General features: G+C 34.7%; 22 protein-coding genes. 5 read left to right on the forward strand and 17 right to left on the reverse strand.

Annotation, left to right across the window (positions count from 1 at the left end):
- Nucleotides 1–151: 151 nt before the first annotated feature.
- From bioA to BUA98_RS01400, 15 genes are all read right to left on the reverse strand, one after another.
- Entirely contained in the window at nucleotides 152–1,423 is a 1,272-nt protein-coding gene (bioA, locus tag BUA98_RS01325) for an adenosylmethionine--8-amino-7-oxononanoate transaminase (RefSeq protein ID WP_072969868.1), read from the reverse strand.
- Between the two features lie 100 nt (nucleotides 1,424–1,523).
- The gene (gene bioD, locus BUA98_RS01330; protein ID WP_072969869.1) at nucleotides 1,524–2,141 is read right to left on the reverse strand and encodes a dethiobiotin synthase; all 618 of its coding nucleotides are present in this window, start codon (nucleotides 2,139–2,141) and stop codon (nucleotides 1,524–1,526) included.
- Between the two features lie 176 nt (nucleotides 2,142–2,317).
- Nucleotides 2,318–2,932: a hypothetical protein gene (locus tag BUA98_RS01335; RefSeq protein ID WP_072969870.1), complete on the reverse strand. Its 615-nt coding sequence runs from the start codon at nucleotides 2,930–2,932 to the stop codon at nucleotides 2,318–2,320.
- Nucleotides 2,922–3,425, reverse strand: a complete 504-nt coding sequence (locus BUA98_RS01340) for an RNA polymerase sigma factor (protein WP_072969871.1) — start codon at nucleotides 3,423–3,425, stop codon at nucleotides 2,922–2,924. Before BUA98_RS01340 ends, BUA98_RS01335 begins: the two co-directional genes overlap by 11 nt.
- A gap of 7 nt (nucleotides 3,426–3,432) precedes the next feature.
- Entirely contained in the window at nucleotides 3,433–4,296 is an 864-nt protein-coding gene (locus BUA98_RS01345; protein ID WP_072969872.1) for a TraB/GumN family protein, read from the reverse strand.
- 147 nt (nucleotides 4,297–4,443) lie between these two features.
- Entirely contained in the window at nucleotides 4,444–4,758 is a 315-nt protein-coding gene (locus BUA98_RS01350; protein WP_244279160.1) for a GxxExxY protein, read from the reverse strand.
- A 148-nt stretch (nucleotides 4,759–4,906) separates the two neighbouring features.
- Nucleotides 4,907–6,043 (reverse strand): aminotransferase class I/II-fold pyridoxal phosphate-dependent enzyme, encoded by a 1,137-nt coding sequence (locus tag BUA98_RS01355; protein ID WP_072969873.1) that lies wholly within the window; start codon nucleotides 6,041–6,043, stop codon nucleotides 4,907–4,909.
- Between the two features lie 30 nt (nucleotides 6,044–6,073).
- Complete coding sequence (locus BUA98_RS01360) at nucleotides 6,074–6,589, reverse strand: hypothetical protein (RefSeq protein WP_072969874.1); 516 nt, start codon at nucleotides 6,587–6,589, stop codon at nucleotides 6,074–6,076.
- Nucleotides 6,590–6,652: 63 nt separating this feature from the next.
- On the reverse strand, nucleotides 6,653–6,934 hold the full coding sequence (locus BUA98_RS01365; RefSeq protein WP_072970561.1) for a F0F1 ATP synthase subunit delta/epsilon: 282 nt from the start codon (nucleotides 6,932–6,934) through the stop codon (nucleotides 6,653–6,655).
- Nucleotides 6,935–7,012: 78 nt separating this feature from the next.
- The gene (atpD, locus tag BUA98_RS01370) at nucleotides 7,013–8,524 is read right to left on the reverse strand and encodes a F0F1 ATP synthase subunit beta (protein WP_072969875.1); all 1,512 of its coding nucleotides are present in this window, start codon (nucleotides 8,522–8,524) and stop codon (nucleotides 7,013–7,015) included.
- A 234-nt stretch (nucleotides 8,525–8,758) separates the two neighbouring features.
- The gene (locus tag BUA98_RS01375) at nucleotides 8,759–10,330 is read right to left on the reverse strand and encodes an SGNH/GDSL hydrolase family protein (RefSeq protein ID WP_072969876.1); all 1,572 of its coding nucleotides are present in this window, start codon (nucleotides 10,328–10,330) and stop codon (nucleotides 8,759–8,761) included.
- A 94-nt stretch (nucleotides 10,331–10,424) separates the two neighbouring features.
- On the reverse strand, nucleotides 10,425–13,217 hold the full coding sequence (locus tag BUA98_RS01380; protein WP_072969877.1) for a TonB-dependent receptor: 2,793 nt from the start codon (nucleotides 13,215–13,217) through the stop codon (nucleotides 10,425–10,427).
- Between the two features lie 304 nt (nucleotides 13,218–13,521).
- Nucleotides 13,522–15,369 carry a glutamine--fructose-6-phosphate transaminase (isomerizing) gene (glmS, locus tag BUA98_RS01390; protein ID WP_072969879.1) on the reverse strand — a complete coding sequence of 616 codons (1,848 nt, stop codon included), beginning with the start codon at nucleotides 15,367–15,369 and terminating at the stop codon, nucleotides 13,522–13,524.
- A 10-nt stretch (nucleotides 15,370–15,379) separates the two neighbouring features.
- On the reverse strand, nucleotides 15,380–16,966 hold the full coding sequence (locus BUA98_RS01395) for a BamH family beta-barrel-assembly machinery protein (protein ID WP_072969880.1): 1,587 nt from the start codon (nucleotides 16,964–16,966) through the stop codon (nucleotides 15,380–15,382).
- Between the two features lie 21 nt (nucleotides 16,967–16,987).
- Nucleotides 16,988–17,794 (reverse strand): glycogen/starch synthase, encoded by an 807-nt coding sequence (locus BUA98_RS01400; protein ID WP_072969881.1) that lies wholly within the window; start codon nucleotides 17,792–17,794, stop codon nucleotides 16,988–16,990.
- Nucleotides 17,795–17,872: 78 nt separating this feature from the next.
- Between BUA98_RS01400 and panC the strand changes: the two genes are divergently transcribed.
- From panC to BUA98_RS01425, 5 genes are all read left to right on the forward strand, one after another.
- Nucleotides 17,873–18,751, forward strand: a complete 879-nt coding sequence (gene panC / locus BUA98_RS01405) for a pantoate--beta-alanine ligase (RefSeq protein ID WP_072969882.1) — start codon at nucleotides 17,873–17,875, stop codon at nucleotides 18,749–18,751.
- Nucleotides 18,752–18,765: 14 nt separating this feature from the next.
- Entirely contained in the window at nucleotides 18,766–19,116 is a 351-nt protein-coding gene (gene panD, locus BUA98_RS01410; RefSeq protein ID WP_026984155.1) for an aspartate 1-decarboxylase, read from the forward strand.
- 201 nt (nucleotides 19,117–19,317) lie between these two features.
- A complete protein-coding gene (locus tag BUA98_RS01415; RefSeq protein ID WP_072969883.1) occupies nucleotides 19,318–20,472 on the forward strand; it encodes an alpha/beta hydrolase in 1,155 nt (384 codons plus the stop codon).
- Nucleotides 20,472–21,833, forward strand: coding sequence for a DNA repair protein RadA (radA, locus tag BUA98_RS01420; RefSeq protein ID WP_026984157.1), 1,362 nt, complete (start codon nucleotides 20,472–20,474; stop codon nucleotides 21,831–21,833). Before BUA98_RS01415 ends, radA begins: the two co-directional genes overlap by 1 nt.
- A 19-nt stretch (nucleotides 21,834–21,852) precedes the next feature.
- Nucleotides 21,853–23,817 carry a transglycosylase domain-containing protein gene (locus BUA98_RS01425; RefSeq protein WP_072969884.1) on the forward strand — a complete coding sequence of 655 codons (1,965 nt, stop codon included), beginning with the start codon at nucleotides 21,853–21,855 and terminating at the stop codon, nucleotides 23,815–23,817.
- 126 nt (nucleotides 23,818–23,943) lie between these two features.
- On the opposite strand, the gene BUA98_RS01430 is transcribed toward BUA98_RS01425, so the two are convergent.
- Both BUA98_RS01430 and BUA98_RS01435 read right to left on the reverse strand, forming a co-directional pair.
- Complete coding sequence (locus BUA98_RS01430) at nucleotides 23,944–24,981, reverse strand: aldo/keto reductase (RefSeq protein ID WP_072969885.1); 1,038 nt, start codon at nucleotides 24,979–24,981, stop codon at nucleotides 23,944–23,946.
- A gap of 165 nt (nucleotides 24,982–25,146) precedes the next feature.
- Complete coding sequence (locus tag BUA98_RS01435; protein WP_072969886.1) at nucleotides 25,147–26,091, reverse strand: OmpA/MotB family protein; 945 nt, start codon at nucleotides 26,089–26,091, stop codon at nucleotides 25,147–25,149.
- Between the last annotated feature and the right edge of the window lie 8 nt (nucleotides 26,092–26,099).

The following is a 26,099-nucleotide window of genomic DNA, read 5'->3' on the forward strand; positions in this document are numbered from 1 at the left end:
AAGTTTATAAAATGTCTTAATTAATTGCGTATAAAGTTCGCAAAGCTTTTCGGAAACATGGAACGCGGATTACGCGGATGAAACAGATTTACACTGATTTTAATTATTAATCTGCGTAAATCTGTTTAATCCGTCAAATCTGTGGGCAAAATTAGACCATTTCTATAGCTTCTTCAATTGTTTTATAAACTTTTTGAAGCTGTTCGTCTGTCATTATGTATGGAGGAAGAATGTAAACGATGTTTCCTACTGGTCTCAGAATAACGCCTTTATCAATAAAGAAATTATACAATTTGGTACGCATGGATCCATAATACCTTTCTTCAGCATCTGATTTGATTTCAACTGCAAAAATAACTCCCAATGTTCTGGCCGTAATTACTTTTGCATGATTTTCAATCTTCTGCTGAAAGGCTAAATGACTTTTATTGATTCGTTCAATATTCGCTTGCATTTCGTCAGTCTGCAATAAATCGATACTAGCCAAAGCTGCGGCACAACCTGTTGGATTTGCTGTAAAAGTATGCCCATGGAATAATGCTTTATTAATATCATCATCATAAAAAGCATCAAAAACATCTTGTGTAAAAGTGGTAATCGCCATCGGGATTGTTCCTCCTGTCAAAGCTTTTGACAAACAAATCATATCCGGATCTTCTGAAACATAATCCATTGCAAAGGTTTTTCCGGTTTTACCAAAGCCTGTCATTACTTCGTCAGCAATTGTCAACACTTTGTTTTCCTTACAAATCTGAATCAGTTTTGCTAAGGCTTCCGGTTCGTACATAACCATTCCAGCTGCACCCTGAACCAAAGGCTCGAAAATAAATCCAGCGCAATTGTGCGTTTTAATCACATTTTTCAACGCTTGAAAACTTGCTTCTTCCTGCCCTTTTACCGGAACCGGAATTCGAACTACATCAATAAACATTCCCTGAAAAGCCTGTGTATAAAACGAAATTCCACTTGCCGCCATTGCCGCAAAAGTATCTCCGTGAAAGGCATTTTCAAAAGCAATTATCGTGGTGCGTTTTTCATTTTTATTGAAAAAATACTGCAAAGCTACTTTGATTGCCACTTCAACAGCAGTTGAACCATTATCTGAAAAGAAGATTTTCTGTTGATTCTTTGGAAGAATTTCGATCAGCTTCTCTGCCACTTTTATAGCTGGTTCATGTGTAAAACCACCAAACAAAACATGTTCTAAAGTTGTTAATTGCTTGTAAATCGCATCAGCAATAAATTTATTACTGTGTCCAAATGGGTTTACCCACCAAGATGCGATCGCATCAATATATTCTTTATTGTTTTCGTCCCAAAGCAATGCACCTTCTCCTCTGGAAATGGCGATTGGTGTTTGTGATGTTTTGTGCTGAGTATAAGGATGCCAAAGGTATTGGCTGTCTTTTTCTGTTAAAGTCATTTTTATTAGAATATAGAAAAGAGAGTATAGAATAAAGACTATACTCTATAGTTTTGACAAAGATAAGAAAGTCTATTTTCTTTATTCTATATTCTTTACTCTATAACGAAAGCAAGTTTTCCCGAAACAAATCGGCGTATTCCCGAATTACGTTTTGATCAAAATACGGCTCCTCATCAATTCTTCCAATGCATTTTATTCCGGTTTTATTGAGAATCAAACTTTCGGTCGATTTGTTTTCGCTTCCGCTGAAGATAATTCCGGCTACTTCAAAACCTCTGTGCTGAATCGCTTCAATAGTCAACAAAGTATGATTGATGCTTCCTAGATAATGTCTTGAAACTACAATCACTTTATAGTCTGACTGAATCAAATCGATGATTGTATCTTTTTCATTCAAGGGAACAAAAATTCCTCCCGCACCTTCAATAACCAAATGATTTTCTGTTTTTGGCTCCTGAATTTGTTTTAAATCAATTGTAATTCCATCAATTTCAGCCGCCAAATGTGGACTTGCTGGTGTATTTAATTGGTAAGCGTTTGGGTAAAATTGAGATTTGGAATTTGAAACCTGAGATTTTACTTTATGACTATCTGAATTGTCTAAATCTCCAGCTTGAATGGGTTTCCAATAATCAGCTTCTAAAGCTTCAACTACTATTGCTGATGTTACTGTTTTACCAACATCAGTTGAAATTCCTGTTATAAATATTTTCATAATTAATAGACCGCGGATAACACAGATTATACGGATTATCGCGGATTTTTTTAAATTTTCAATCTACACAGTAATATAATAATCTGTGTAAATCCGCAGTATCCGTTTTTATCTGCGGGCTATGACGCAAAAATACCAATAAAATAACAAACCCATCAATTACGATGGGTTGTGTTTTATTCTTCTTTTAGTTCGTCGATCACTTTTCTAATTTCTTTGGCATATTTTCCGTAAAACTTATGAACCCACCACTCCAGTGAAATTCCCATAAAAAGCATACAAAAAACGACAACGGAAAACAATCCTATTAATTGATAATTTGTAAATCCATCGGCAAAAAAACCTGGAATTTTAGAAAATTCATAGTAAAAAAACCCAATGAAATATAAAATTAAAAAAGGCGTCAAGGCAAATCCGAAGGTCTTATACAATTCCATATTCAGCCTGATATCAAAATAAGTTTCATATAAACTGTCTTTTGTTTTTAACGTAATTGTGTTCAGTCTTTTATAAAAAAAGTAAAACTTGATAAAATAGTAAACACAAACTGCCACAAAAAGGCTAAATAGCAGGTAAAACAAAATCACTCCTTTAGCTGGAAAATGCAATAAAAAAGGGGCTAGTCCAATCAAAACAATTGAAATGATTTGATAAATAAATTCGTTTTTTAAGTTTTTCCTAATTTTATCCAAAGGCGTCTTGGCCGATTGTATTTTTTCTAAATTATTTGGAAGAACAACATTTTCAGTTTGTTCGTTTTTCCATGCGTTTTGTATATCGTTAAAATCCATATCCTTGATTTTTAATAATTTCTTTTAATTTTTCTTTTGCTCTGTTTAATTTTACGCGGGCATTCCCTTCAGAAATTCCAAGATTCTCTCCAATTTCTTTATGGGAGAAACCTTCCAACTGATAGAAAATAATCGCTTTGTCAATTTTTTCCAATTTCTGAACTGCTTTGTAAAAATGATCCAGCTGACTTTCTTTGATATGCGAATCGCTTTCATCATCCTTAATATTCTCCGAAGCAATTTCATATTTATCAACTTTACGCTTTTCTTTTCTGAGGAAAACAATTGCAGTATTTACAGCAACCCGATACATCCAGGTAGAAAACTGACTTTCATTCCGAAAAGTATCGTACGATTTCCAAAGCTGACAAACAATTTCCTGAAACAAATCCTGTTGATCATCATGGTTATCCATGTACATCTTAGAGACTTTGTACAAAATTCCTTTGTGTTTTTCTATCCGGTTTAAAAATTCTTGCTCTTTTTCTTTCAAAACAATCTTATTTCAATATTGGTTTTACTTTATATCCCGCTTTTCTTAACAAATTAATTACTCCTTCTTCCCCACCTAAATGCGCTGCTCCAACGGCAAAAAATGCACTTTCTTTTTTCATTACTTCGGGCATATCTTTTACCCAATTTTTATTTCGATCATCAAGAATCGCTTTTTTAGTTTTCTCACTGGTAAATTTCAAATCTGTGGCAATGGCATAGGCTCCATCCACATTCTCCCCTTTATAAAGAGATACTAATTTAGTCGTTTCTTCCGGAGTTGACTCGCTTAGTAAGTCAATCATTTCATCATTAGAATAGGCATTTTCAAGAATTGAAAATTGCGACTTAACAGTTTCAAGACCGCCTACTTCAATATTTCTTTTTTTAGCCTGTTCAATAAATTCCATTTCGTAAAATTTCAGATCAGTACAGCCAAAACTTTTCATGGAGATCAAACTCATTACGGTCATCAGACTAAAACCATCAACTTGTTGTACTGTCATTCCGGTTTCCTTTTTCAAAATCGCATCTAATCGGGACAACTGTTCCGGGCTTAATTTTTTACTTAAAGGTTCTTTTCCCATCGCCATTTTTTGGATATCACTCATTTCGTTGGGATCTGCAAAATTGATTTCTAAAACTAATTTATTTGAAGATTCGAATGCTTTTTTTGCTTTTTCTGACATAAAAAAATCGCTTCCACAAATCATGTGAATGGTTCCATACAAATAAGAAGGTTTTTCTAATCCGTTTCCTGAGACTTCCCACAAAAGCGAGTTTTCAAGTTTTGGAGATTTTGTCTGTGCCTGAATTGAAAGACTAAAAATAAGTACGATAGCTGTAACTGCTGATTTGAATAAATTTTTCATTTGGTTGTGATTTAAGTTGATGATTAAAACCCTATTATTTGATTACGACTCGTAAGTAATCGAATAATCAAAACGTTACAAAAAATTTAAAAGTTTTTTAAAAGTGAGCAAATACAGGCTGTTTCACAGAGAAAAAATGGCCACAGATTAAACGGATTTAAACTGATTGTCACTGATTTTTAAGTTTGACTTTCTGTTATTTGTATAAACTAAACGTTTAAAATCTGGAGTTTCTCCAAAATTGAGAAGTAAACCAACTTCAATTTGAGTAGACTTTAAATAATTGATCAACTGAGCAATATGCGAACTTATAAGATATTCGCAAGCCTTGAGTTCAACAATTATTGTATCTTCAATTAGTAAATCAGCATAAAACTCGCCAACTAATTGATTTCTGAAATAAACTTTTATTTGTTTCTGAGCTTCTACTTTATAACCTTGCGCTTTTAATTCGAAGTACATTGCATTCTGATAGACTTCTCCAGAAAACCATAACCAAGTTCATTATAAACATCATAAAAAATCTTCAAAATTGGTTTCGAAATTTCTTTGTGCATTAAATCTCCCATAATAAGCAGCGGTAATCCGTTAAACCTGTTTCATCCGCGGGCTAAAATACGAAATTTCTTAATAATTCTAAAATCTGATTAATTTCTTCTTCTGAATTATAGCTATGAATGCAAAAACGAAGTCGCTCCTGACCCTCGGGAACGGTTGGAGAAAGAATTGGTTTTACATCAAATCCTTTATCTTGTAGTTGCTGTGCTAATTGTTTTACTTTTTCATTTCCGGGAACAATAGCGGACTGAATAGCCGATTTGCTTCGCACAAACATCGGCTTTAAGCCTAATAAATTTTTCTGCTGATTGAAGAATACAATGTTTTGACGAAGTTTCTCAATATTTTCCTTTTCAATTTCTAAAGACTGATAAGCCACCAAAATTGTTGCGACAGAATGTGGAGACAATCCTGTTGTGTAAATAAAACTTCTGGCGAAGTTTACCAGATATTCTTTAAGTTCCTGACTTCCCAAAACTACGGCTCCGTGACACCCCAAACCTTTTCCGAAAGTCATAATACGCGCAAAAATTCTATGGTGTAAATTCAGGTATTGTGTTAAGCCCTCCCCTTTCTCTCCGAAAACACCCAAAGTATGGGCTTCATCGACAACCAGATAGCAATTGTATTTTTCAGAAAGCATAACCAATTCTTCCAGGTTTGGACTATCACCGTCCATAGAAAAAACGGTTTCAGTAACGATGTAGATAGTTGTATCAGGGAATTTTAAGATGAGTCGCTCTAAATCCTCAAAATCGTTATGATTAAATTTGTATGATTTGGCATTCGACATTGTGATTCCGTCACGAATGGAAGCATGACTTAGCTCATCATACAAAATAACATCATTTCGCTGCGGTACAGCGCTAAAAAACCCAACATTGACATCGTAACCCGAATTAAAAATTAAAGACGACTCAGCGTCGTGAAATTCAGCAATGAAAGTTTCTGCAATTTGATATAAAGAATGATTCCCTGAAATTAAACGAGAACCTGTCGCGCCATTTTGAACAATATCATTTTCGATCAAATAATGATGCGCCAATTTAAAAATAGCTTCAGATCTTGAAAATCCAATATAGTCGTTTGAAGAAAAATCGACAAGATTATTAAAACTTGGCAATTGTCTTAACGCATTGTTTTGCTTGCGGGTTTCAAGCTTTTGAATAAGATTTTCAGGTAATTTCATAAAAGCAAAGTTATGAAATTAAAGATTAAACTATTTGAGATTGTCTTTATCAACCCATTTAAAATTTCCTTTTTCAGTAGCATCAAGAAGATCTACCTCCAAACCATCAGCGATAGAATTAGCAAGATTAAAAGCCGATGCTACATCTAAATGAACTGACACTTTTTTATTTTTAGTATCTGAAAGCCAGATTTTAATCTCATAATCTCTATCCGAGTAATTTTTATAGACCGAAATATATTTCACATCATTAAAAACATCGTCTTTACCTAATTGTATCCGAAATAATGTAAAATTAAATTTGACGATTTTTAAATCCGAATTTGTATATACTTTTTTGACAAACGTTAATCCGGCTGCACATACAAACATAACTAAGATAGCCAGTCCAAATTTCAATCCATTTAGAACATCACCTAAATAAAAAAGTTCATACATCTTAAGCACCATTAAAACAATAACAAAATAAAATACTGTTGCAATTAAGTAGTGCCAAAATGGTCTTTTTGAAATATAAACTAACTTATCTTTTTGATTATTCTCCATTTTATCAAAAATAAAAAAAGCCAAACATTTCTGTTTGGCTTTTTCATTTATTTTGAAATTATCTTAGTCAACTAAAACAATTACTTTATTGTCTTTCATTTCGATAGTACCTGACGTGATCTCTAATGTATAGGTTTGGTCATTTACTTTCGTGAATTTATCCGCTACATCTTTAGAAAAATTGAAACTTGACGCTGCAATTTTAATAGTTCCTTTTTCTAAAATAGAAACAATAGGAGCGTGATTGTTCAATATTTGAAAGCTTCCATCAACTCCAGGTAATGTAACCGATGTTACTTCTCCTGAAAATAATTTTGCTTCTGGTGATACTATTTCTAAAATCATATTTTTTTTAGTTAATAGTTGGTCGTTGATGGTTGATGGTTGCTTTCTAACAACTGACAACTAACAACTAACAACCAATTACGCTTCAGCTAACATTTTTTCTCCAGCTTCGATAGCATCCTGAATAGAACCTTTCAAGTTGAAAGCTGCTTCTGGAAGATGATCTAACTCACCGTCGATAATCATGTTGAATCCTTTGATAGTATCTTTAATGTCAACCAAAACTCCAGGAATACCTGTAAATTGCTCCGCTACGTGGAAAGGTTGAGATAAGAAACGTTGAACACGACGTGCTCTTGATACTGATAATTTATCTTCTTCAGATAACTCTTCCATACCAAGGATCGCAATAATATCTTGCAATTGTTTGTATTTTTGAAGAATCTCTTTTACTCTTTGTGCACAGTCGTAGTGCTCATTTCCTAAAATTTGAGGAGTCAAAATTCTTGAAGTAGAATCTAACGGGTCAACCGCAGGATAAATACCTAACTCAGCAATTTTACGAGACAATACAGTAGTAGCATCTAAGTGAGCAAACGTTGTTGCTGGTGCCGGGTCAGTTAAGTCATCCGCAGGAACGTAAACCGCCTGTACAGATGTAATAGATCCTTTGTTTGTAGATGTAATACGCTCTTGCATAGCTCCCATCTCTGTTGCCAAAGTTGGTTGGTATCCTACTGCAGAAGGCATACGACCTAAAAGTGCTGATACCTCAGAACCTGCTTGTGTAAAACGGAAAATATTATCAACGAAGAATAATACATCTTTACCTTGGTCTGATCCAGCTCCATCACGGAAATACTCAGCGATAGATAATCCTGAAAGTGCCACACGTGCACGAGCTCCAGGAGGCTCATTCATTTGTCCGAAAACGAAAGTAGCTTTAGACTCTCTCATTCCTGGCATATCTACTTTAGATAAATCCCATCCTCCATTTTCCATAGAGTGCATGAAATCATCACCGTATTTAATAATTCCTGACTCTAACATCTCACGAAGCAAGTCATTTCCTTCACGTGTTCTTTCACCTACTCCTGCGAATACTGAAAGTCCACCGTGACCTTTTGCGATATTGTTGATCAACTCCTGAATCAATACTGTTTTACCAACACCAGCACCACCAAACAATCCAATTTTTCCTCCTTTTGCATAAGGCTCAATCAAATCGATTACTTTAATACCTGTGAATAAAACTTCAGATGAAGTTGATAAATCTTCGAATTTAGGCGCTTGTCTGTGAATAGACAAACCGTTTTCTCCTGTTTTTGGCAAGTTTCCTAAACCATCAATTGCATCTCCAATTACATTGAATAATCTTCCATATACATCTGGACCGATTGGCATTTGGATTGGATTACCAGTTCCAACTACTTCATATCCTCTAGACAAACCGTCTGTAGAGTCCATAGAGATTGTACGAACAGTGTTTTCTCCAATGTGAGATTGTACTTCTAGAACTAATAAAGTTCCATCTTTTTTAGTGACTTCTAGTGAATCATAAATTTTTGGAAGTTCAACATCCTTACCGTTGAAAACTACGTCAACTACTGGTCCAATGATTTGAGCAACTTTTCCTATTACTTTTGACATTACTTATGTATTTATTAAATAGCTATTTAGGTTTATCGAAAATACCTCTTTTTTCAGAGCGCAAAGATAATTTTTTAAAATATAAAATCAATTTTTTTTTCATAAAAAATACTATGATTTTGTTTGATTCCTAAAAGAGAGGTCAAAAATATCTAAAATGGCATTTTTTTATGGAAATAAAAAAAGCCACTGCATTTTAGAAACGAGTGACTTTCTTACTAAAAAAAATTGGCTTTACTGAATTACTTGCGGAAACTGAATTGGATACAAAGCCAAATCAACACGACGCAATGTTGAACCATATTTTGCATTAATTGCATCTATAAAAATATTAGCAATCAATCCATATCCTCTTGCACTTGGATGAACTCCATCTAAAGAGAAAGCACCTCCTGTAGCAAATGAAGACGACATAGTGAAATTTCCAAATCTAATTCCCCCACTAGCTAATTGTGTCAGGGTTGCTCTTGTATCAACAAAAGCTAAGCCTTTTTCTTTAGCCACTGTCTCAATTGTTACATTGTATGCATCCGTAGCTTTTTTAACTTCAGCAGCTTCTGTTGGAATTAACACGTGTTTATCTTGTAATGGATAAGTTATCCCAAATTTATTTAAAGGAGCTGGCGGTGCAATTCCTAAACCTGAATTTGCAGCCGTTGGAGCCGTACCAATGTCTGGTCTCGTTGTTAAAACTACTAAATCTGTCGCTTTAGCCTGTCTGGCCTGTCCAAATACTGCACCATAAAATGCAGCCGTTTGTGCCCCTAATGTTGGAGTAAATGCTGCTGTTAACTGCACGGATAAATTTGTCAAACTCTCATCTTTTATTAAAAGCGGAAGATTTGTAGCCGTTTCAGACAACAAATTAATCCTGTCTCCCGCGTTAAAAGCAGTTAATGCTTGTTTTAACGGACCATATAGTTGCGCATTCAACGCTTGTATTGTCGCTTTACCTACCGCTTCATTCCCTCCTCCAAGGATTTTTGGTGTAAGCGGATTGTACGGAACAGTAGTAAAATAAGGCAATGCTGTAATATATGGTAAATTTGCCACTACCCCTTTTGCTCCTTTAGCCGTTAGACCTGTAACTAAATTATTAAATACGCTTGCAAAAACGGTTGGATCCGTAATATCACTACTTCCATATGTAGCCAAATTCATATTTCCTGTTTGATCTTTTCCTGTTCCCCCAGAAGTTGCATATGCTAAAACATCATTTCCTCCTATAAACAAAGAGAAAAACGTTGGATCTTGAGCAATTGCATCAGCCAAAACCGTAGTTCCCGGCGCACTGGAAAATCTGGCAAAATATGGATTTGCAGCACCAGTAGCCACACCAGCAACGTTTCCATAACCAGCAGCTAATAAATGAAAACTTTTAGCACCCGGAACTCCTAGATTACCAAATGTACCTGTAAGATGAGATGTAACCTCAGTCGTTGGTTTTCCAGGAACATTTGTCGGAGAAAGAGTTTCGCCGATAAAATAAAGACGTGTCCCTGCAATCACATTTCCTCCCAATAACAAACCACCAATATTATCATTCATGAATGGTGTCGCAAATGCACCTCCGCCAGCCGCAACAAATTGTTGCGCTAAAATATTAGTATAAGCCCCTTCCTGTCCTTTTTTAAAGAGCGCATTATCACTATATCCCGCTGCAAAAGAATCCCCAAGGGCAACATATTTTGTAAAAACTGCTGATCCAGGAACAACTGGAACCTCTGCAGGTGCGTCACTTTCATCATTATTACATGCCATAAAGGTTAAAGAAACCAATAAAAGCCATTTTATATTTTTTTTCATGTCATTAAAGTTTAAAATTATTACTTCTTTCTATTTCATTTTTTACTGAATAAACAGAAAGAAAACCCTACTTCATCATACTAACTTGTTACAATTATGGATTAATCGTCCATGAAGCAAACCACATTTGACCAATTGCTCCAGCACCAATTACCTGAAGATAATCTGATCCAAAAAGGTTAGTTGCCCCAACTTTAATAACCGACTTAAGTTTTGGAAAAGCATAGTTCACCTGTGCATCAAGAACTGTATTTTCAGGAATCATACCGTCTCCAAAAGAAGATTGCCATAAATATTCTGAGTTCCATCTCACATTCAAATTAAAGCCTAAATTTTTAATCACTTTAGCATTTCCAAGAGAAGCCTTAATTCTGTGTTTTGGCGTATTAAATCCTGCAATAAAACTAGGATCCTCTGATTGATCAAAATCAAATTGAGCATAGTTGTAATTCGCACCAATTTCAAAGTCTTTATAAACTTTTTTGGATAAACCAACTCCAAAACCTAATGAAGAAACTTCTGCAGTAGTATTTGTATATACCTGATAAACTCTTCTGTCTCCAAATGCTAACGCCTGATAAGTTTGCTGCACTGCCGGATTAGAAGAATCAGTCCCTACTGTCCCATAATAAGGAGAAATTACTCTCGCTGTATTCATGAAATCATTATAAATATTATAATAAGCATTTAAATCGATTGATAAATCATTCTGAACTACTGAACGATAGCCGATTTCAAAAGCCTGAACCTGCTCCGGTTTTACTAAGCCAATATTAGCAACCTGAAGATCTGCAGGATTTGCAGAAGCGGCAAAGGCCTGAACAGAAGCAACTGTATATGCATTACGATAAGCATTTTGACCAGACATACCAATAGTTGCCGGCTGTCCTGCAATTGCTTGTCCAGCTGCACTTACATTTACGGTCTCCTGAAAACGATCTAAATTTTCAGCAGCAGAACCAATTAACGCGAATGGCCCTAAATCTAAACCAATATATTGATCTTGTGTTGTTGGGTTGCGGAAACCTGTTTGATAAGACAATCTGAAATTATGTCTTTTAGACTCACCTGCAGAATAAACAAATGAAACTCTTGGAGAAAGGTTACCATCAAAGTTCTGACTCTTATCATAACGTAATGACCCAGTAAATTTTAAACGATCATCCATGAACTTTTTTTGCAATTGCGCATATGCACCGTATTCTTTATAATCAATTGGCCCATCATAATCCGTAAAGATTGTCCCTTCTGAATCCATTATATACTTTCTCCAGGAACCACCAACCTGAACCTCTGCCCATTTAATCATATCCCTGAAATTATAATTCACATCAGAATGATATAATTTTGAATGATCAATAAACTTAGCACCTTGCGTTAAATCAGGATTAGAAATCACTGCTTTTAACGCATTATTAAACTGAGCCGAACCTGGTTCAAATCTTGGCGAACCTGTTGGTTTAGGTATAAAAGAAAGAGCACCTGGAAGCACATTATAATCAGCAAAATTTCTTGCAATTGCAGCAGATTCATTTGCATTAGTTCCCATAACAGCCCCAGAAAACTGATAAGCCGTCGCATAATTTGTAAACCATTCCTGATCAGATTTTGCTGCTCTATTTACGTTCCATGCCGCAAATCTCATATCGTAAGAATTTCCAGCATCTTCATCAGTTACATAAAATCGTGCAAAAAAGTTTTTCCCCTTCACTTCAATTTTTGCTTGTTGCATCATGAAATCTTTTAACGCATATCTGTTAGCTCCCTGATAGATTGTACTACCTAAACCAATTTTATACTGCAAAATAACTTCTGTATCGTCAGCAAAAGGCTTAATATGGGCAGCGAAATCTGCTTTTATATTTTTAACCTTATTATCTGTTAAATCCTGCTCACGATATCCAGTTCTACTAACCTGCCCTACATTCGGAATAAAAGTAGTTACCTCGTCTCCGTAAATATTTAATCCATCATAATTTTGATTCATTGCATGACCTTCAGAACCCCCAGTCATACTTCTTTTATCAGCGGCAATCCATTCCGATGCCTCCATATAAGTGAAATTCGCTTTTAATGCAAAATGCTTTGTAAATGCTTTTGCTGCTCTAATTCCAAAATCGTTATAATCATTTGTTCCTGCTGCATCCTGACTAGTTTGTCCATATTTGTAGTAAACACTAATTCCTTCATTTGTAAAAGGACTTTTACTGTTCATAAACATAATACCATTAAAGGCATTCGCTCCATAAAGCGCAGAAGAAGCACCTGGCAACAACTCAACATTTGCCACATCTATATCAGAAATACCAACTAAGTTCCCTAAAACAAAGTTTAATGCGGGAGATGAATTATCCATTCCGTCAACCAACTGCATAAAACGTGTATTTGCCACAGAAGCAAAACCACGTGTATTGATCGACTTAAAAGAGATACTACTCGTATTAAAATTCACCTCTTTTAAATTTTCCAAACCATCATAAAAAGTTGGCGCAGTTGTATTTTTAATTTCTTGAATCCCCATTCTTTCAATAGTTACTGGCGATTCAATTACTCTTTCAGGAGTTCTCGAAGCCGAGACTACAATTTCATCCAATTTAGTTTCTTCGTCTTTCAGAACTACATCAATTTTTTGATTTAGAGATGTAACACTGATTGTTTTAGTCTCAAAACCTATTGCCGATACCTTAATTGAAAAAGGTGGTTTTGCAGTAGTGTTTAATTTAAAAGTACCATCAAAGTCTGTTGAAGTTCCGGTAGAACTTCCAACCACATTTATATTGGCACCAGGAATAGATTGTTTGTTACTATCGGTAACAGAACCAGTAATTGTATTCTGCGCAAAGGACGCGACGCAGAAAAACAACATAATTAGCAAATACACTCTCATGTGGGTTAGTTTTTTGGTTAGTTTATCTAGCCAAAATACAAATATTTTTGAGATTACTAAAAAAACCTTAAAAAAAATTAATATAATGCATGTTTTTGGTAACTATTTTAACATTTTCACATTGTGTTTTATTAAATTAACAGCAACAACAAAGCTTCACAAAACCAAAATAGTATGCATACATATAAAAATTAAGAAAAAAAATGAGGATATAATAAAAATAGAGGGGTAAGAAAAAAAATATGATAATAAAAAAAAGCGAGACATAAATCTCGCTTTTTTAACATATAATGAATTATAAACTTTATTCTACCGTAACCGATTTAGCTAAGTTACGCGGTTGATCAACATTACAACCTCTCATAACTGCAATATAATACGAAAGCAATTGCAAAGGTATTGTAGTAATAAGCGGAGACAATGCATCCGATGTTTCAGGAACTTCAATAACATAATCAGCTAATTCACGCACTTGTGTATCACCTTTAGTAACTACGGCAATAATTTTACCACTTCTTGATTTAATTTCCTGAATATTGCTTACAATTTTATCGTAATGTCCTTGTTTAGGCGCAATTACAATTACTGGCATATGCTCATCAATCAAAGCAATTGGCCCGTGTTTCATTTCTGCAGCCGGATAGCCTTCAGCATGAATATAGGAGATCTCTTTTAATTTTAAAGCTCCTTCCAGAGCAACTGGAAAATTATATCCTCTACCTAAGTACAAACAATTTGGCGCATCTTTAAAAGCTGCAGCTATTTCTTTTGCTCTATCGTTTGTTTCTAATGCTTCAGCAACTTTTTGCGGAATCAATTCTAATTCTTGCAAATATGCATGAAAATCAGGATTTGACAACGTTCCTTTTGCTTTCCCCAACCTCAAGGCAATCATAGTTAAAACTGTGATTTGAGTGGTAAAAGCTTTAGTTGATGCAACTCCAATTTCTGGTCCTGCATGTGTATAAGCTCCAGCATGACTTTCTCTCGAAATAGAAGAACCTACAACATTACAAACTCCAAAAACAAAAGCTCCGTTTTCTTTAGCCAACTTAATAGCCGCCATTGTATCAGCAGTTTCTCCCGATTGAGAAATCGCAATTACAACATCATCCTTATTTATAATCGGGTTTCTATATCTGAATTCAGAAGCATATTCTACTTCTACAGGAATACGCGTAAACTCTTCAAAAATATATTCTGCAACTAATCCTGCATGCCATGAAGTACCACAAGCAACAATCAGAATTCGTTTAGCATTTAAGAATTTTTCAAGATTATCTTCAACACCTGCCATTTGAACAATTCCTTCATTTGCATGAAGTCTTCCTCTGTAAGTATCTTTAATAACACTTGGCTGTTCGTAGATCTCTTTCAACATGAAATGATCATAACCTCCTTTTTCAATTTGCTCCAAATTCATTTGAAGCTCCTGAATATAAGGATCAACCAAAGAGTCATCTTTAATTTTTCTAACTTTAAGAGGCTTATGCAATCTAATGTTTGCCATTTCACCATCTTCAAGATAAATTGCATTTGAAGTATACTCAATAAAAGGAGAAGCATCAGAAGCAATAAAATATTCTCCTTCACCAACACCAATAGCCAGTGGACTTCCTAATCTTGCAGCAACAATTTCATCCGGGTTTTTCTTATCAAAAACGGCAATTGCATATGCTCCTACAACCTGATTCAAAGCAATTTGCACTGCTTTCCCTAACTTTATGTTTTCATTTTTTTGAACTTCTTCAATTAAGTTCACTAAAACTTCAGTATCAGTATCCGATTTAAAAGTATACCCTCTTTTTATCAATTCCTCTTTAAGAGGCGCATAATTCTCGATAATTCCATTGTGAATAATCACTAATTCACCAGAATTAGAAAGATGCGGATGCGAATTTACATCATTTGGAACTCCATGAGTTGCCCAACGAGTGTGTCCTATTCCAATAGTTCCGTTTGTCGTAAAACCATCTTTTGCTTTAGCTTCAAGATCCGAAACCTTTCCTTTTGTTTTACAAAGTTTAATGCCTGAGTTGTCATATAACATAACACCCGCACTATCATACCCTCTGTATTCGAGCCGCTTTAATCCTTTTATAATAATAGGATACGCCTCTCGATGGCCGATATATCCAACAATTCCACACATATATTATTTATTAATTTGGTTTCGTGTAGTAAACTTCAAGCCTTAGCCTTTGAGCTTCCGGAACAGAAGCTTTGCTTCCGTACAAGATTGTTCCTAACGGACTCGTAACTGATCCTTTTGGAGCCTCTGAAATAACACTGTTCTTTAATTTAAGTTTATTTGAAGCAAAAATACTAATGTCCTCTGTTACAACTAAACCTAACTTTACATTAGTGGCAGTAGCATCTTTAATAAGATTCCTGATATGATTTGTAATTCTAACCTTGTATGATTTTCCTCGTTTAGTTGTTGCATCAGTTTCAATTATACCACCAAAAATATATCTTGTTGCTTTAGAATCACTACCCAAAAATCCGCTGGTTCCATCAGCATAATCAATCACGGGAATATTATTTGTTAGATCATACAAATACACTCTTTTTGGCTCCTCTGCTCCAGTCATCTTATCAGCATCGATATAGAATACCAGATTTGCCTCGTTAACCATCCACTTATTTTCTCTGATTTCAGCCAACTTAGTACCAAAAGCTGAAAGATCTATAACAGCAAGTGATCCCTGACCTCCTTTTAAATAAAGTTTTTCATCTCCATTTACATTGTCAGGATTCTTTATTGCAGTATCATAATTAACATTCTTAACATCATTCAATAAACTGGCAGTTGCGCCCCCGCCTAAGCTAATGTCAAGAGTTTTATTCTCCTTAACAGTCTCTAAGTCGGTTGTAATAGCTGTTTTAGCCTTATAATAAATCGTTATTTTACCTTTCGCAAAATCTAATAATGCCATATTACTAGGGCTGCTTTCAGATTTTTCTACTTTAAAATACAACCCTCTGAAATATTCCTGAAAAACATTTGCGTTTGCAAGCTTATCAGCAGGTGCATTCAAAATTTTATCCTGGAAAAAAGTATTATTTAATTTCAAATGCATTTCAGGCGCAACTCTTGTAATTACTTTTTTGTCAGCATCGTCTTTTGTTACTTGAATAATCTCTTTAGCACTAAAACCGAACTTATCATTTTGCTCATTCTTATTTTCGTTGTTATCATTCAAACGATCTCCTTTCTTAAAATTATCAAAATCAGCATTTTGATCTGTATAATATAATTGTGCCATTTGCGACCCATTATCATAAAAAGAAGTACGCATCTGAACTCCGGATTCGTAAATACTTAACTTAAGCTTCCCTTCAGGTGATCCAAAAATAGAATCTAATTCATAGATAGTACTCCCATTCGTTTCTACACTTTTTACATGCTTAAAATAAGGAATACTTAACATTACACTATCAACAACAGCTTCTGCACCGATAGTTGGCGCGTAGGTAGCCATTGTAAGCTGCGTTGCAAAATTACCAGTAGTTGTACCCAAAACAGGATTATCATAAATTCCCAAACCATTAACTGCCAATGCATTTGACTGTACTGGTGTTACTTCCTGATTATAAGCCAATACATCATATTTTTCACCCTGAAGATCGAAATGATTATCTCCGATCAAATCATCACCAATCGCATTAAAATCTTTATCGCAAGAATATAAAAGAACAACCGTTGCAACTAATAGAATTTTCTTAATAAAAGAAGTATTATACATGTTTAATAATAAAGTTAAAATTTAAAGACCCATACTTTTATAGAAATTTGTATACGCTTCAGCGAATGCATCTTTCGTGGCGAAAGGTAAAAAAGGTTTTCCTGAAGATTCTATAAATTTTGTTAAACTTGGGGATACGTTTTCAGACGCTATAATAACAGCATCAGAATGTAATATACTGGCCTTTAAGATATTTTCGTAATTAGGAGTTTCTAAATCAGACACGGACTCATGTGGCACACCATCAAATTTCACCTTGTTTATCATTTCTAAATCTAAATTTTCATCAAAAGACTGCCCATAAACAGATGTTACAATTTTAGTTTCAGAAAATAAGGCTTCGTTTTTATAATAATGCTTCATATAAATTGGCAACATAGCAGCCAACCAACCATGAACGTGAATAATATCGGGAACCCAATTTAATTTTTTTACTGTTTCTACAACTCCTTTTGCAAAAAATATTGCTCTTTCGTCATTATCAGGATACAAAACTCCCTCCTCGTCAGCAAAAGTTGCTTTACGCTTAAAATATTCATCATTATCGATAAAATAAACCTGAATTCTTTCTTTCGGAATTGAAGCTACTTTAATAATCAATGGCATATCTAAGTCATTCACTACCAAATTCATTCCTGAAAGTCTAATTACTTCGTGTAACTGGTGTCTTCGTTCGTTGATATTTCCATATCTTGGCATGAAAATTCTGATCTGACCTCCTTGATCATTAATCATTTTTGGAACGTCGTAAGACATTAAAGAAACCTCATTTTCAGCCAAATAAGGCACGACTTCAGATGATACATATAATATCCTCTTATCTTTCATAATAGTATTTTACTTAATTTTTGGTAATAAAAACGTTGCAAAATTACAAAAATTTATGCAGTTTATAACTAATATATTATGTTTGCACTAAATTTTAATAATACCGCCATGCATATTTTCTACGGTAAAGTAGCTTTGATAGCCTATTTAAAAACTATCAAAACCACAAATTCAACGATCGGATTTGTACCAACAATGGGCGCTTTACATCAAGGGCATCTGGCTTTAATGCAACGATCTCTTAAAGAAAACGATGATACTGTTGTTAGTATTTTCGTCAACCCTACTCAATTCAACAATCCTGAAGATCTTGCAAAATACCCAAGAACACTTGAAGAAGATGTGAAAAAAATGCGAGGTTTAAGTGACAAAATGATTTTATATGCTCCTTCTGTAGAAGATATCTATGAAGGAAAGACAATATCACAGGATTTCGATTTTGACGGACTGGAAAATCAAATGGAAGGAAAATTCAGACCCGGACATTTTAACGGAGTCGGAACCATTGTAAAACGATTATTTGAAATTGTTACTCCAACCAATGCTTATTTTGGTGAGAAGGATTTTCAACAGCTGCAAATCGTTAAAAAGATGGTCGAAAAAAATCATATGCCGGTAAATGTTGTGGGCTGTCCTATTTTCAGAGAAGACAATCAGTTGGCTATGAGCTCCCGAAATGAACGCTTAACTGCTGAAGAACGAAAAGAAGCAGCTATTATTTATCAAACATTAACGGAAGCCAAAGAGATATTTAAAACTAAAAGCCCGGAAGAAACTTTAGAATTTGTAGAAAATTCTTTCAAAGACAATCCAAGATTTGAACTTGAATATTTCGTTATTGCTGACGAATCCACATTATTACCTATAGAAAACAAAATTAACGATAAAAAATATCGTGCGTTTATAGCGGTATTTGTTAATTCTATAAGACTGATTGACACCATTTCATTAAATTAATTTACCTTTGCAACATGCAAATTCAAGTTATAAAATCTAAAATTCATCGTGTAAAAGTAACTGGAGCTGATTTAAATTACATCGGCAGTATTACTATTGACGAAACATTACTGGAAGCCTCAAATATTATTGAAGGTGAAAAAGTATCTATTGTAAATATCAATAATGGCGAACGTTTTGAAACTTATGCTATTAAAGGAGAAAAAAATTCAGGTGACATTACACTGAATGGTCCTGCAGCAAGAAAAGTTCAAAAAGATGACATTATTATCATTATATCATATGCTACCCTGGATTTTGAAGAAGCCAAAACCTTCAAACCATGGATCATTTTCCCTAATGAAAACGACAATTCGTTAACTTAAGTATTCCTTTTACACTTTATCTTCCCATTTTTTTGGCAAAATTTATTTTGTACAAACGCTATTTCTTTGGTCTAAAATCAAAACAGATTCCAACCCAAAAGTTACTTGCTTTTTAAAATCCTACTGTAAGAAAAAAGCAAATAAAGTATTATATTGCTACACTATTTCAATACTTTTTAATTTACTGAAATGCCACAAATCATGAAAAAAGCTTACCTACTGTTTATTTTAGTGTCAATTTCTTCATTTGCCCAGAAAAAATTTGACAATATTCAATCTGAAAAATTGGGAGAAGAAAGAAGAATAACGATCGGACTTCCCGCTTCTTATGAAGCAAATCCTGAAAAAAAATATCCTGTCCTATATTTATTAGATGGAGATTATTTATTTGATCCTTTCTCCGGAGCTATAAGTTACGGCAATTACTGGGGAGATTTACCAGAAATGATCATCATTGGGGTTCATCAAAATAAAAATGATGAACGCGAAGACGATACAACTATTGATCAAAATACTGGGCTTCCTTTTGAAAAAGGTGCCGAATTTTATGAATTTATAGGTGCCGAATTAGTTCCGTACATTGAAAAAAAATACCGCACAGCGCCTTTTAGAATTATTGCCGGACATGATATAACTGCAAGTTTCATTAATTTCTATTTATATAAGGAGCAACCTCTTTTTAATGCATACATATCTTTCAGTCCTGAACTTGCCAATAAAATGGAAATTAGGGTTCCTGAAAAATTTGCCAAAGTGACTGAGCCTTTGTTTTACTATTTATCTGTAGCTGATGGAGACAATAAAAAAATTAAAGAACCTATTGAAAAATTAGACAGCAATATTAAAATTGCTAACAATCCGTTAGTAAATTATAAATACGATTTATTCAAAGGAACAACACATTACACTCAGGTATTACATGCCATACCAAGCGCTTTATATCAAATTTTTGAAGTGTACAGACCGATAAATTCTGCAGAATACAATGAAAAAATCGCTGTTCTTGAATCAGGTTATGCTGATTATCTGGAGAATAAATACAATGTCATGTCTAAAGTTTTAGGAGTTCAAATTCCTGTAAGAATTAGTGATTTCAAAATTATAGAGACTCTTATATTAAAAAAGAACGCCTACGACGAATTAGGAAAAATGGCCGAAATTGGAAATGTAAATTATCCAAAAGCTATGTTGGGAGAATATGAATTAGGACTGATGTATGAAAAAATGGGCGATCCGAAACATGCTTCAAAAAAATATCAAAATGCTTCGCAAATGGAACCAATTGGCGATTTGAACAAGGATTTGATGTATGAGAAAATTGATGAAATGAATACACTTGCCAAAAAAACCAAATAATGTCAAAAGTTAAAACTTCCTTTTTTTGTCAGAATTGCGGAACCCAATATGCCAAATGGCAAGGACAATGCAATGCCTGTAAAGAATGGAATACTATTGCTGAGGAAATCATTCAGAAGCAGGAAAAAGTGGCCTGGAAAAGCGAACCAACTTCCAGCACCAAAGCTCCGCGCCCCTTAAAAATCAACGAAATTGATTCGGCTCAGGAAATCCGAATGGACACTACTGATGGTGAATTGAATCGTGTTTTAGGTGGCGGAATCGTTCCTGGATCTTTGACGCTTTTAGGAGGCGAACCCGGAATAGGAAAAAGTACACTTTTGCTTCAAATTTCGTTAAAACTACCCTATAAAACACTTTATGTTTCTGGTGAAGAAAGTCAGAAACAAATAAAAATGCGTGCGGAACGAATCACCCCAAACAGTGACAATTGTTATATTTTAACAGAAACTAAAACGCAGAATATCTTCAAACAAATTGAAGCCATTCAGCCCGAAATTGTCATTATCGATTCGATTCAGACTTTGCACACGGATTATATTGAATCAACCGCTGGAAGTATATCTCAAATTAGAGAAACTACCGCTGAGCTGATCAAATTTGCTAAAGAAACCAATATTCCGGTTATCTTAATCGGGCATATTACAAAAGACGGAAATATCGCCGGACCAAAAATTCTCGAACATATGGTTGATACCGTTTTGCAATTTGAAGGCGATCGAAATCACGTTTACCGAATTTTACGTTCCTTAAAAAACCGTTTTGGCTCAACCGCCGAATTGGGTATTTACGAAATGTTAGGAAGCGGTCTGCGAGAAGTTAGCAATCCTTCAGAAATATTGATTTCGCACAAAGACGAAGAAATGTCCGGAACTGCGATTGCCACTACTATGGAAGGTATGCGTCCGTTGATGATTGAAATACAATCATTAGTAAGTACTGCCGTTTACGGAACACCTCAACGAAGCACTACAGGCTACAACGCAAAAAGATTAAACATGATTTTGGCTGTTTTAGAAAAAAGAGCTGGATTCCGATTAGGAGCCAAAGACGTATTCCTAAATGTAACAGGTGGAATTTCTGTTGATGATCCCGCAATTGATTTAGCCGTTGTCGCCGCCATTTTATCTTCAAATGAAGATATTCCGGTAACCAAGGGATTCTGTTTTGCCGGCGAAGTTGGACTTTCGGGCGAAATTCGTCCTGTAAATCGCGTAGACCAACGCATTCAGGAAGCTGAAAAATTAGGATTCAATACTATCTTTGTATCCAAGTACAATAAAATCGCCTTAAAAAATACCGGAATCAAAATTGAGCTTGTGGCCAAAATTGAAGATGTAGCCAGTATTTTATTTGGTTAATTATTTATAAACTTACTTTATGAATTTTCCAAAACAAAAAATATATAAAGCACTCTTAATACTTGCCCTGGTATTAGCAGTGCTTTTTTCAGGACTTTACTTTTTCCGTAATTCGCTTTTAAAACAAGCTATTGCCAAAGTAACCCACAAAATGAATGTCGATTATAATAGTACTTTTTCAGTGAAATCGGCTTCGTTTGACGGTTTGTCTACGATTAAATTATCAGATGTTATTCTGGTTCCTAAAAATGCAGACACGCTTTTTCACATCCATAAAATAGAAACCAGCATCAGTTTATCCAGTTTATTGATTGGCGACGTTCAGGTTGGAACTTTGAAAATCAACAACGGCTATGTTCAATTTGTAAAAAAAGGAAAAGTTCGAAATTTTGATGCCTTTTTAAAAAGAGATAAATCAGAGTCGGATACTAACGAAAAACGTAAATATGCGACTTTTGCTTATCGCATTATCTCACAACTATTGAATTTGGTTCCAACCGATATGAAGCTGGAAAATCTGAATTTTAAAATTGATGACAATGGCAAAAAAGCGTCAATTGCAATTAATAAACTCGTTTTAGACAACAAACAGCTCGAAACCAATCTTCATGTACAAAGCAAGAATTTCGATCAACGCTGGAATATAAAAGGTTTTGCAGATCCAAGAAACAAAAAAGCAGATATCCGATTTTTCAACTTGGATACCGGCGCTATTCGCGTTCCTTATTTAGACGAACGTTATAATCTTAAAGCCAGTTTTGATTCAATTCGTCTGAACGTTGCAAATATTGATAAAGACGGAAGCGAGCTGCATATTGATGGTTATACTTCGATTACCAATTTAAAAATCAATCATCCCAAAATTGCCAGTAAAGATGTTGTGATCAAAAATGCCCGTTTTGATTATCGTTTTTTATTGGGAGACGATTTTATTTCGATTGACAGCACTTCAACCATGCAATTGAACAAGATAAAAGTAAAACCTTATGTTTCTTATAATACAGAAAAAGATACTGTTTATACTTTGAAGGTTACTATTCCGAAAATGAAGGCACAGGATTTTATTGTTTCCTTGCCTGATGGATTGTTTACGCATTTCCAGGGAATGGAAGCGACTGGAAATTTCGATTATAAACTAGACTTCAAATTCAACAAAAACAAACCGAATACGCTGGTTTTTGACAGCAAAATGAATAAGGAAGATTTAAGAATAACGAAATACGGAGAAGCCAATCTAAACAAATTGAATGGTGAATTTGTCTATCGCGCCATTATTCAAAACGTATTACAACGTCCAATTTTGGTCGGAAATGCAAATCCAAATTACACACCTTTAGACCAGATATCGCCTTATTTGAGAAAATCTGTTCTGACAACAGAAGATCCATCTTTCTTTTCGCATCGCGGATTTATAAATGAAGCTTTCAAACAATCGATTCTGAAGAATATTAGAACCAAAAAATTCTCGCGCGGTGCTAGTACCATCAGCATGCAGTTGATTAAAAACGTTTTTCTGACAAGGGAAAAAACGCTTTCGCGAAAGCTGGAAGAAATTCTCTTGGTTTATATCTTAGAAAACAACCGAATTGCCAGTAAAGAAAGAATGCTGGAAGTATATTTCAACATTATCGAATGGGGACCAAACGTATACGGAATTGGCGAAGCGAGTCATTTTTACTTCCAAAAAAGCCCTTCAGCCTTAAATGTAGACGAATGCTTGTATTTGGCAACCATTATCCCAAAGCCTCGAAAGTTCATGTATCAATTTAATGAACAAGGAAATTTGAAAGATTACGCTGTAAAAAATCAGAAATTCTTAAAGAACTTAATGTTTAGAAGAGGACTTTTAGTTCCCGAAGATACAATTGGGCAATTACCTGTTTACATTTCTGGAAACGCTCGTTCTTTAATCAGAATTAAAGCACCGGATTCGACTCTTGTTCCTGTTGATTCTTTGGCTATTGGAGATGAATTTGATCTTTAAAGATTTGCCACGAAGGCACTAAGACACAAAGTGTTTATTTTAATATCATAAAAGCTAAGAAGTCGCAAAGTTTTTCATTTTTAAATAAAAAAATTTGCGACTTCGTGACTTTGTGGCAATAGCTCCTTACGGCGCAGGATCAGGAATAATAGCCTGAACTTTCTCGATCTCATTTAAGATCTCTTTTGAAAGCACAATATCAATTGTATCGATATTTTCTTTTAATTGTGCCAATGTTGTAGCCCCAATAATAGCACTTGTTAGAAATGGCTGTTGCAATACGAAACCCATTGCTAATTCTGTCAATGTTAATCCGTGTTTTTTAGCAATTTCCAAATACAATTTTGTTGCTTGCGTACATTGCTCGCTAGCGTAACGCGTATATTGCGGGAAAAGTTTGATTCGCGCATTTGGATGTTCTTCACCTGTTAAGAATTTACCCGTCAAAGTTCCAAATCCTAATGGGGAATATCCTAGTAAACCAACATTTTCATGCATCGAAACTTCTGCAGAACCAACCTCAAAAAGGCGATTTAATAAGTTGTAAGGATTTTGAATTGTTTTGATTCTTGGAAGGTTTTGATACTTGCTTTCTTCCAGAAAGCGCATCATTCCCCAGGCATTTTCATTTGAAACACCAATATGTTTTATTTTCCCTTCTTTAATCAATCCATCAAAAGTCTCCAGGACTTCTCTGAAATTATCTTCCCAATGGTCACTTTGAACTTTAAAAGCACGCTGTCCAAAAGTATTGGTCTTGCGTTCTGGCCAATGCATTTGATATAAGTCGATATAATCCGTTTGAAGGCGTTTTAAGCTATTTTCTACAGCATGTTTAATACTTGCCGGAGAGAAATCTAATTTTTCGCGCATATAGCCAAAATTCGCATTTGGACCCGCTATTTTTGAAGCTAAAACCACTTTTTCACGGTTTCCTGATTTCTTAAACCAGGTTCCAACAATTTTCTCGGTACTTCCGTACGTCGCTTCACTTGCCGGAACCGAGTACATTTCGGCAGTATCAAAAAAGTTTACGCCTCTTTCAAGTGCATAATCCATTTGCGCATGGCCTTCTTCTTCTGTATTTTGTTGCCCGAAAGTCATCGTTCCGAGACAGATTTTACTAACTTTTATATCGGTATTGGGTAAAGTTGTGTATTTCATTCTTTTCTTTTTAAGGTTCAAAGTTGCAGAGGTTCAAAGGTACAAAGGTAAAATTCAAATGAAAATTCTACAGAAGTTAAAAAAAGAATAAGGTTTTGGAAACCTTGCAAAAAAAAGGCCCAAAGTTAAAAACTCTGAGCCTTTGCATCTTTGAACCTCTGTACCTTAATTAATGCTATTAAGCATCTCAGCAATCTCATCTAATCTTGGAGTCAAGATGATTTCGATTCTTCGGTTTTTAGCCTTTCCTTCCGGAGTGGCGTTGCTTGCCAAAGGAGAAAATTCGCTACGACCCGCCGCTGTTAATTTTTGTTTGTTGATTTTAGTGTTTTCACTTAAAATATTTACAATTGCAGTTGCTCTTTTTGTTGATAAATCCCAGTTGTTTGCAATTGGTCCAGAACCAGCGTATGGATCGTCATCTGTATGTCCTTCAATAAGAACAGAAAGATCCGGATTGTCTCCTAATACTTTTCCTAATTCAACAACTGCTTTTCTACCTTCTACTCCAACAGCCCAACTTCCTGAATTGAAAAGCAATTTGTTTTCCATAGAAACATATACTTTTCCGTTTTTCTGTTCTACAGTCAAACCTTTTCCTTCAAAACCGTTTAGGGCTTTAGACAACGTTTCTTTCAGTTTTTTCATTGCTGCTTCTTTTGCTGCGATCATAGCTTCCAATTCATTTAGGCGACTTGCTGTTTTATCTAAACGAGCTTGTTCTTCGGCTAATTTTTTAGATTTTGCTTCTAATTGCGCTAACAATTCACGGTTTTTAGCCATATTGCTTTCTAATGCATCGTTGCTGTTTTTCTCTAATGCATTATACGAATCTTGTAAAACCTTAAATTTATTTTGAGCTGCAGCTAAATCTGCTTTTTGCTTGGCAAGATCATTCTTTGTGCTTTCTAAATCTTTGGTTAATTTATCACGATCTAATTCTAACTGATTTTTTGATTTTTGCAATTCTGCATTTTCATCAGCAATGGAACGATTTTCTTTTTTAAGATCTGAATATTTGGATTCAAGATCGTTGTAGATTTTCTTGGATACGCATGAAGTCATAGACATCGCTACAACTAGTAATCCGACTGAGGCCTTTTTAATCATTTTATTTT

The sequence above is a fragment of the Flavobacterium saccharophilum genome (assembly GCF_900142735.1).
Lineage (GTDB): Bacteria > Bacteroidota > Bacteroidia > Flavobacteriales > Flavobacteriaceae > Flavobacterium > Flavobacterium saccharophilum.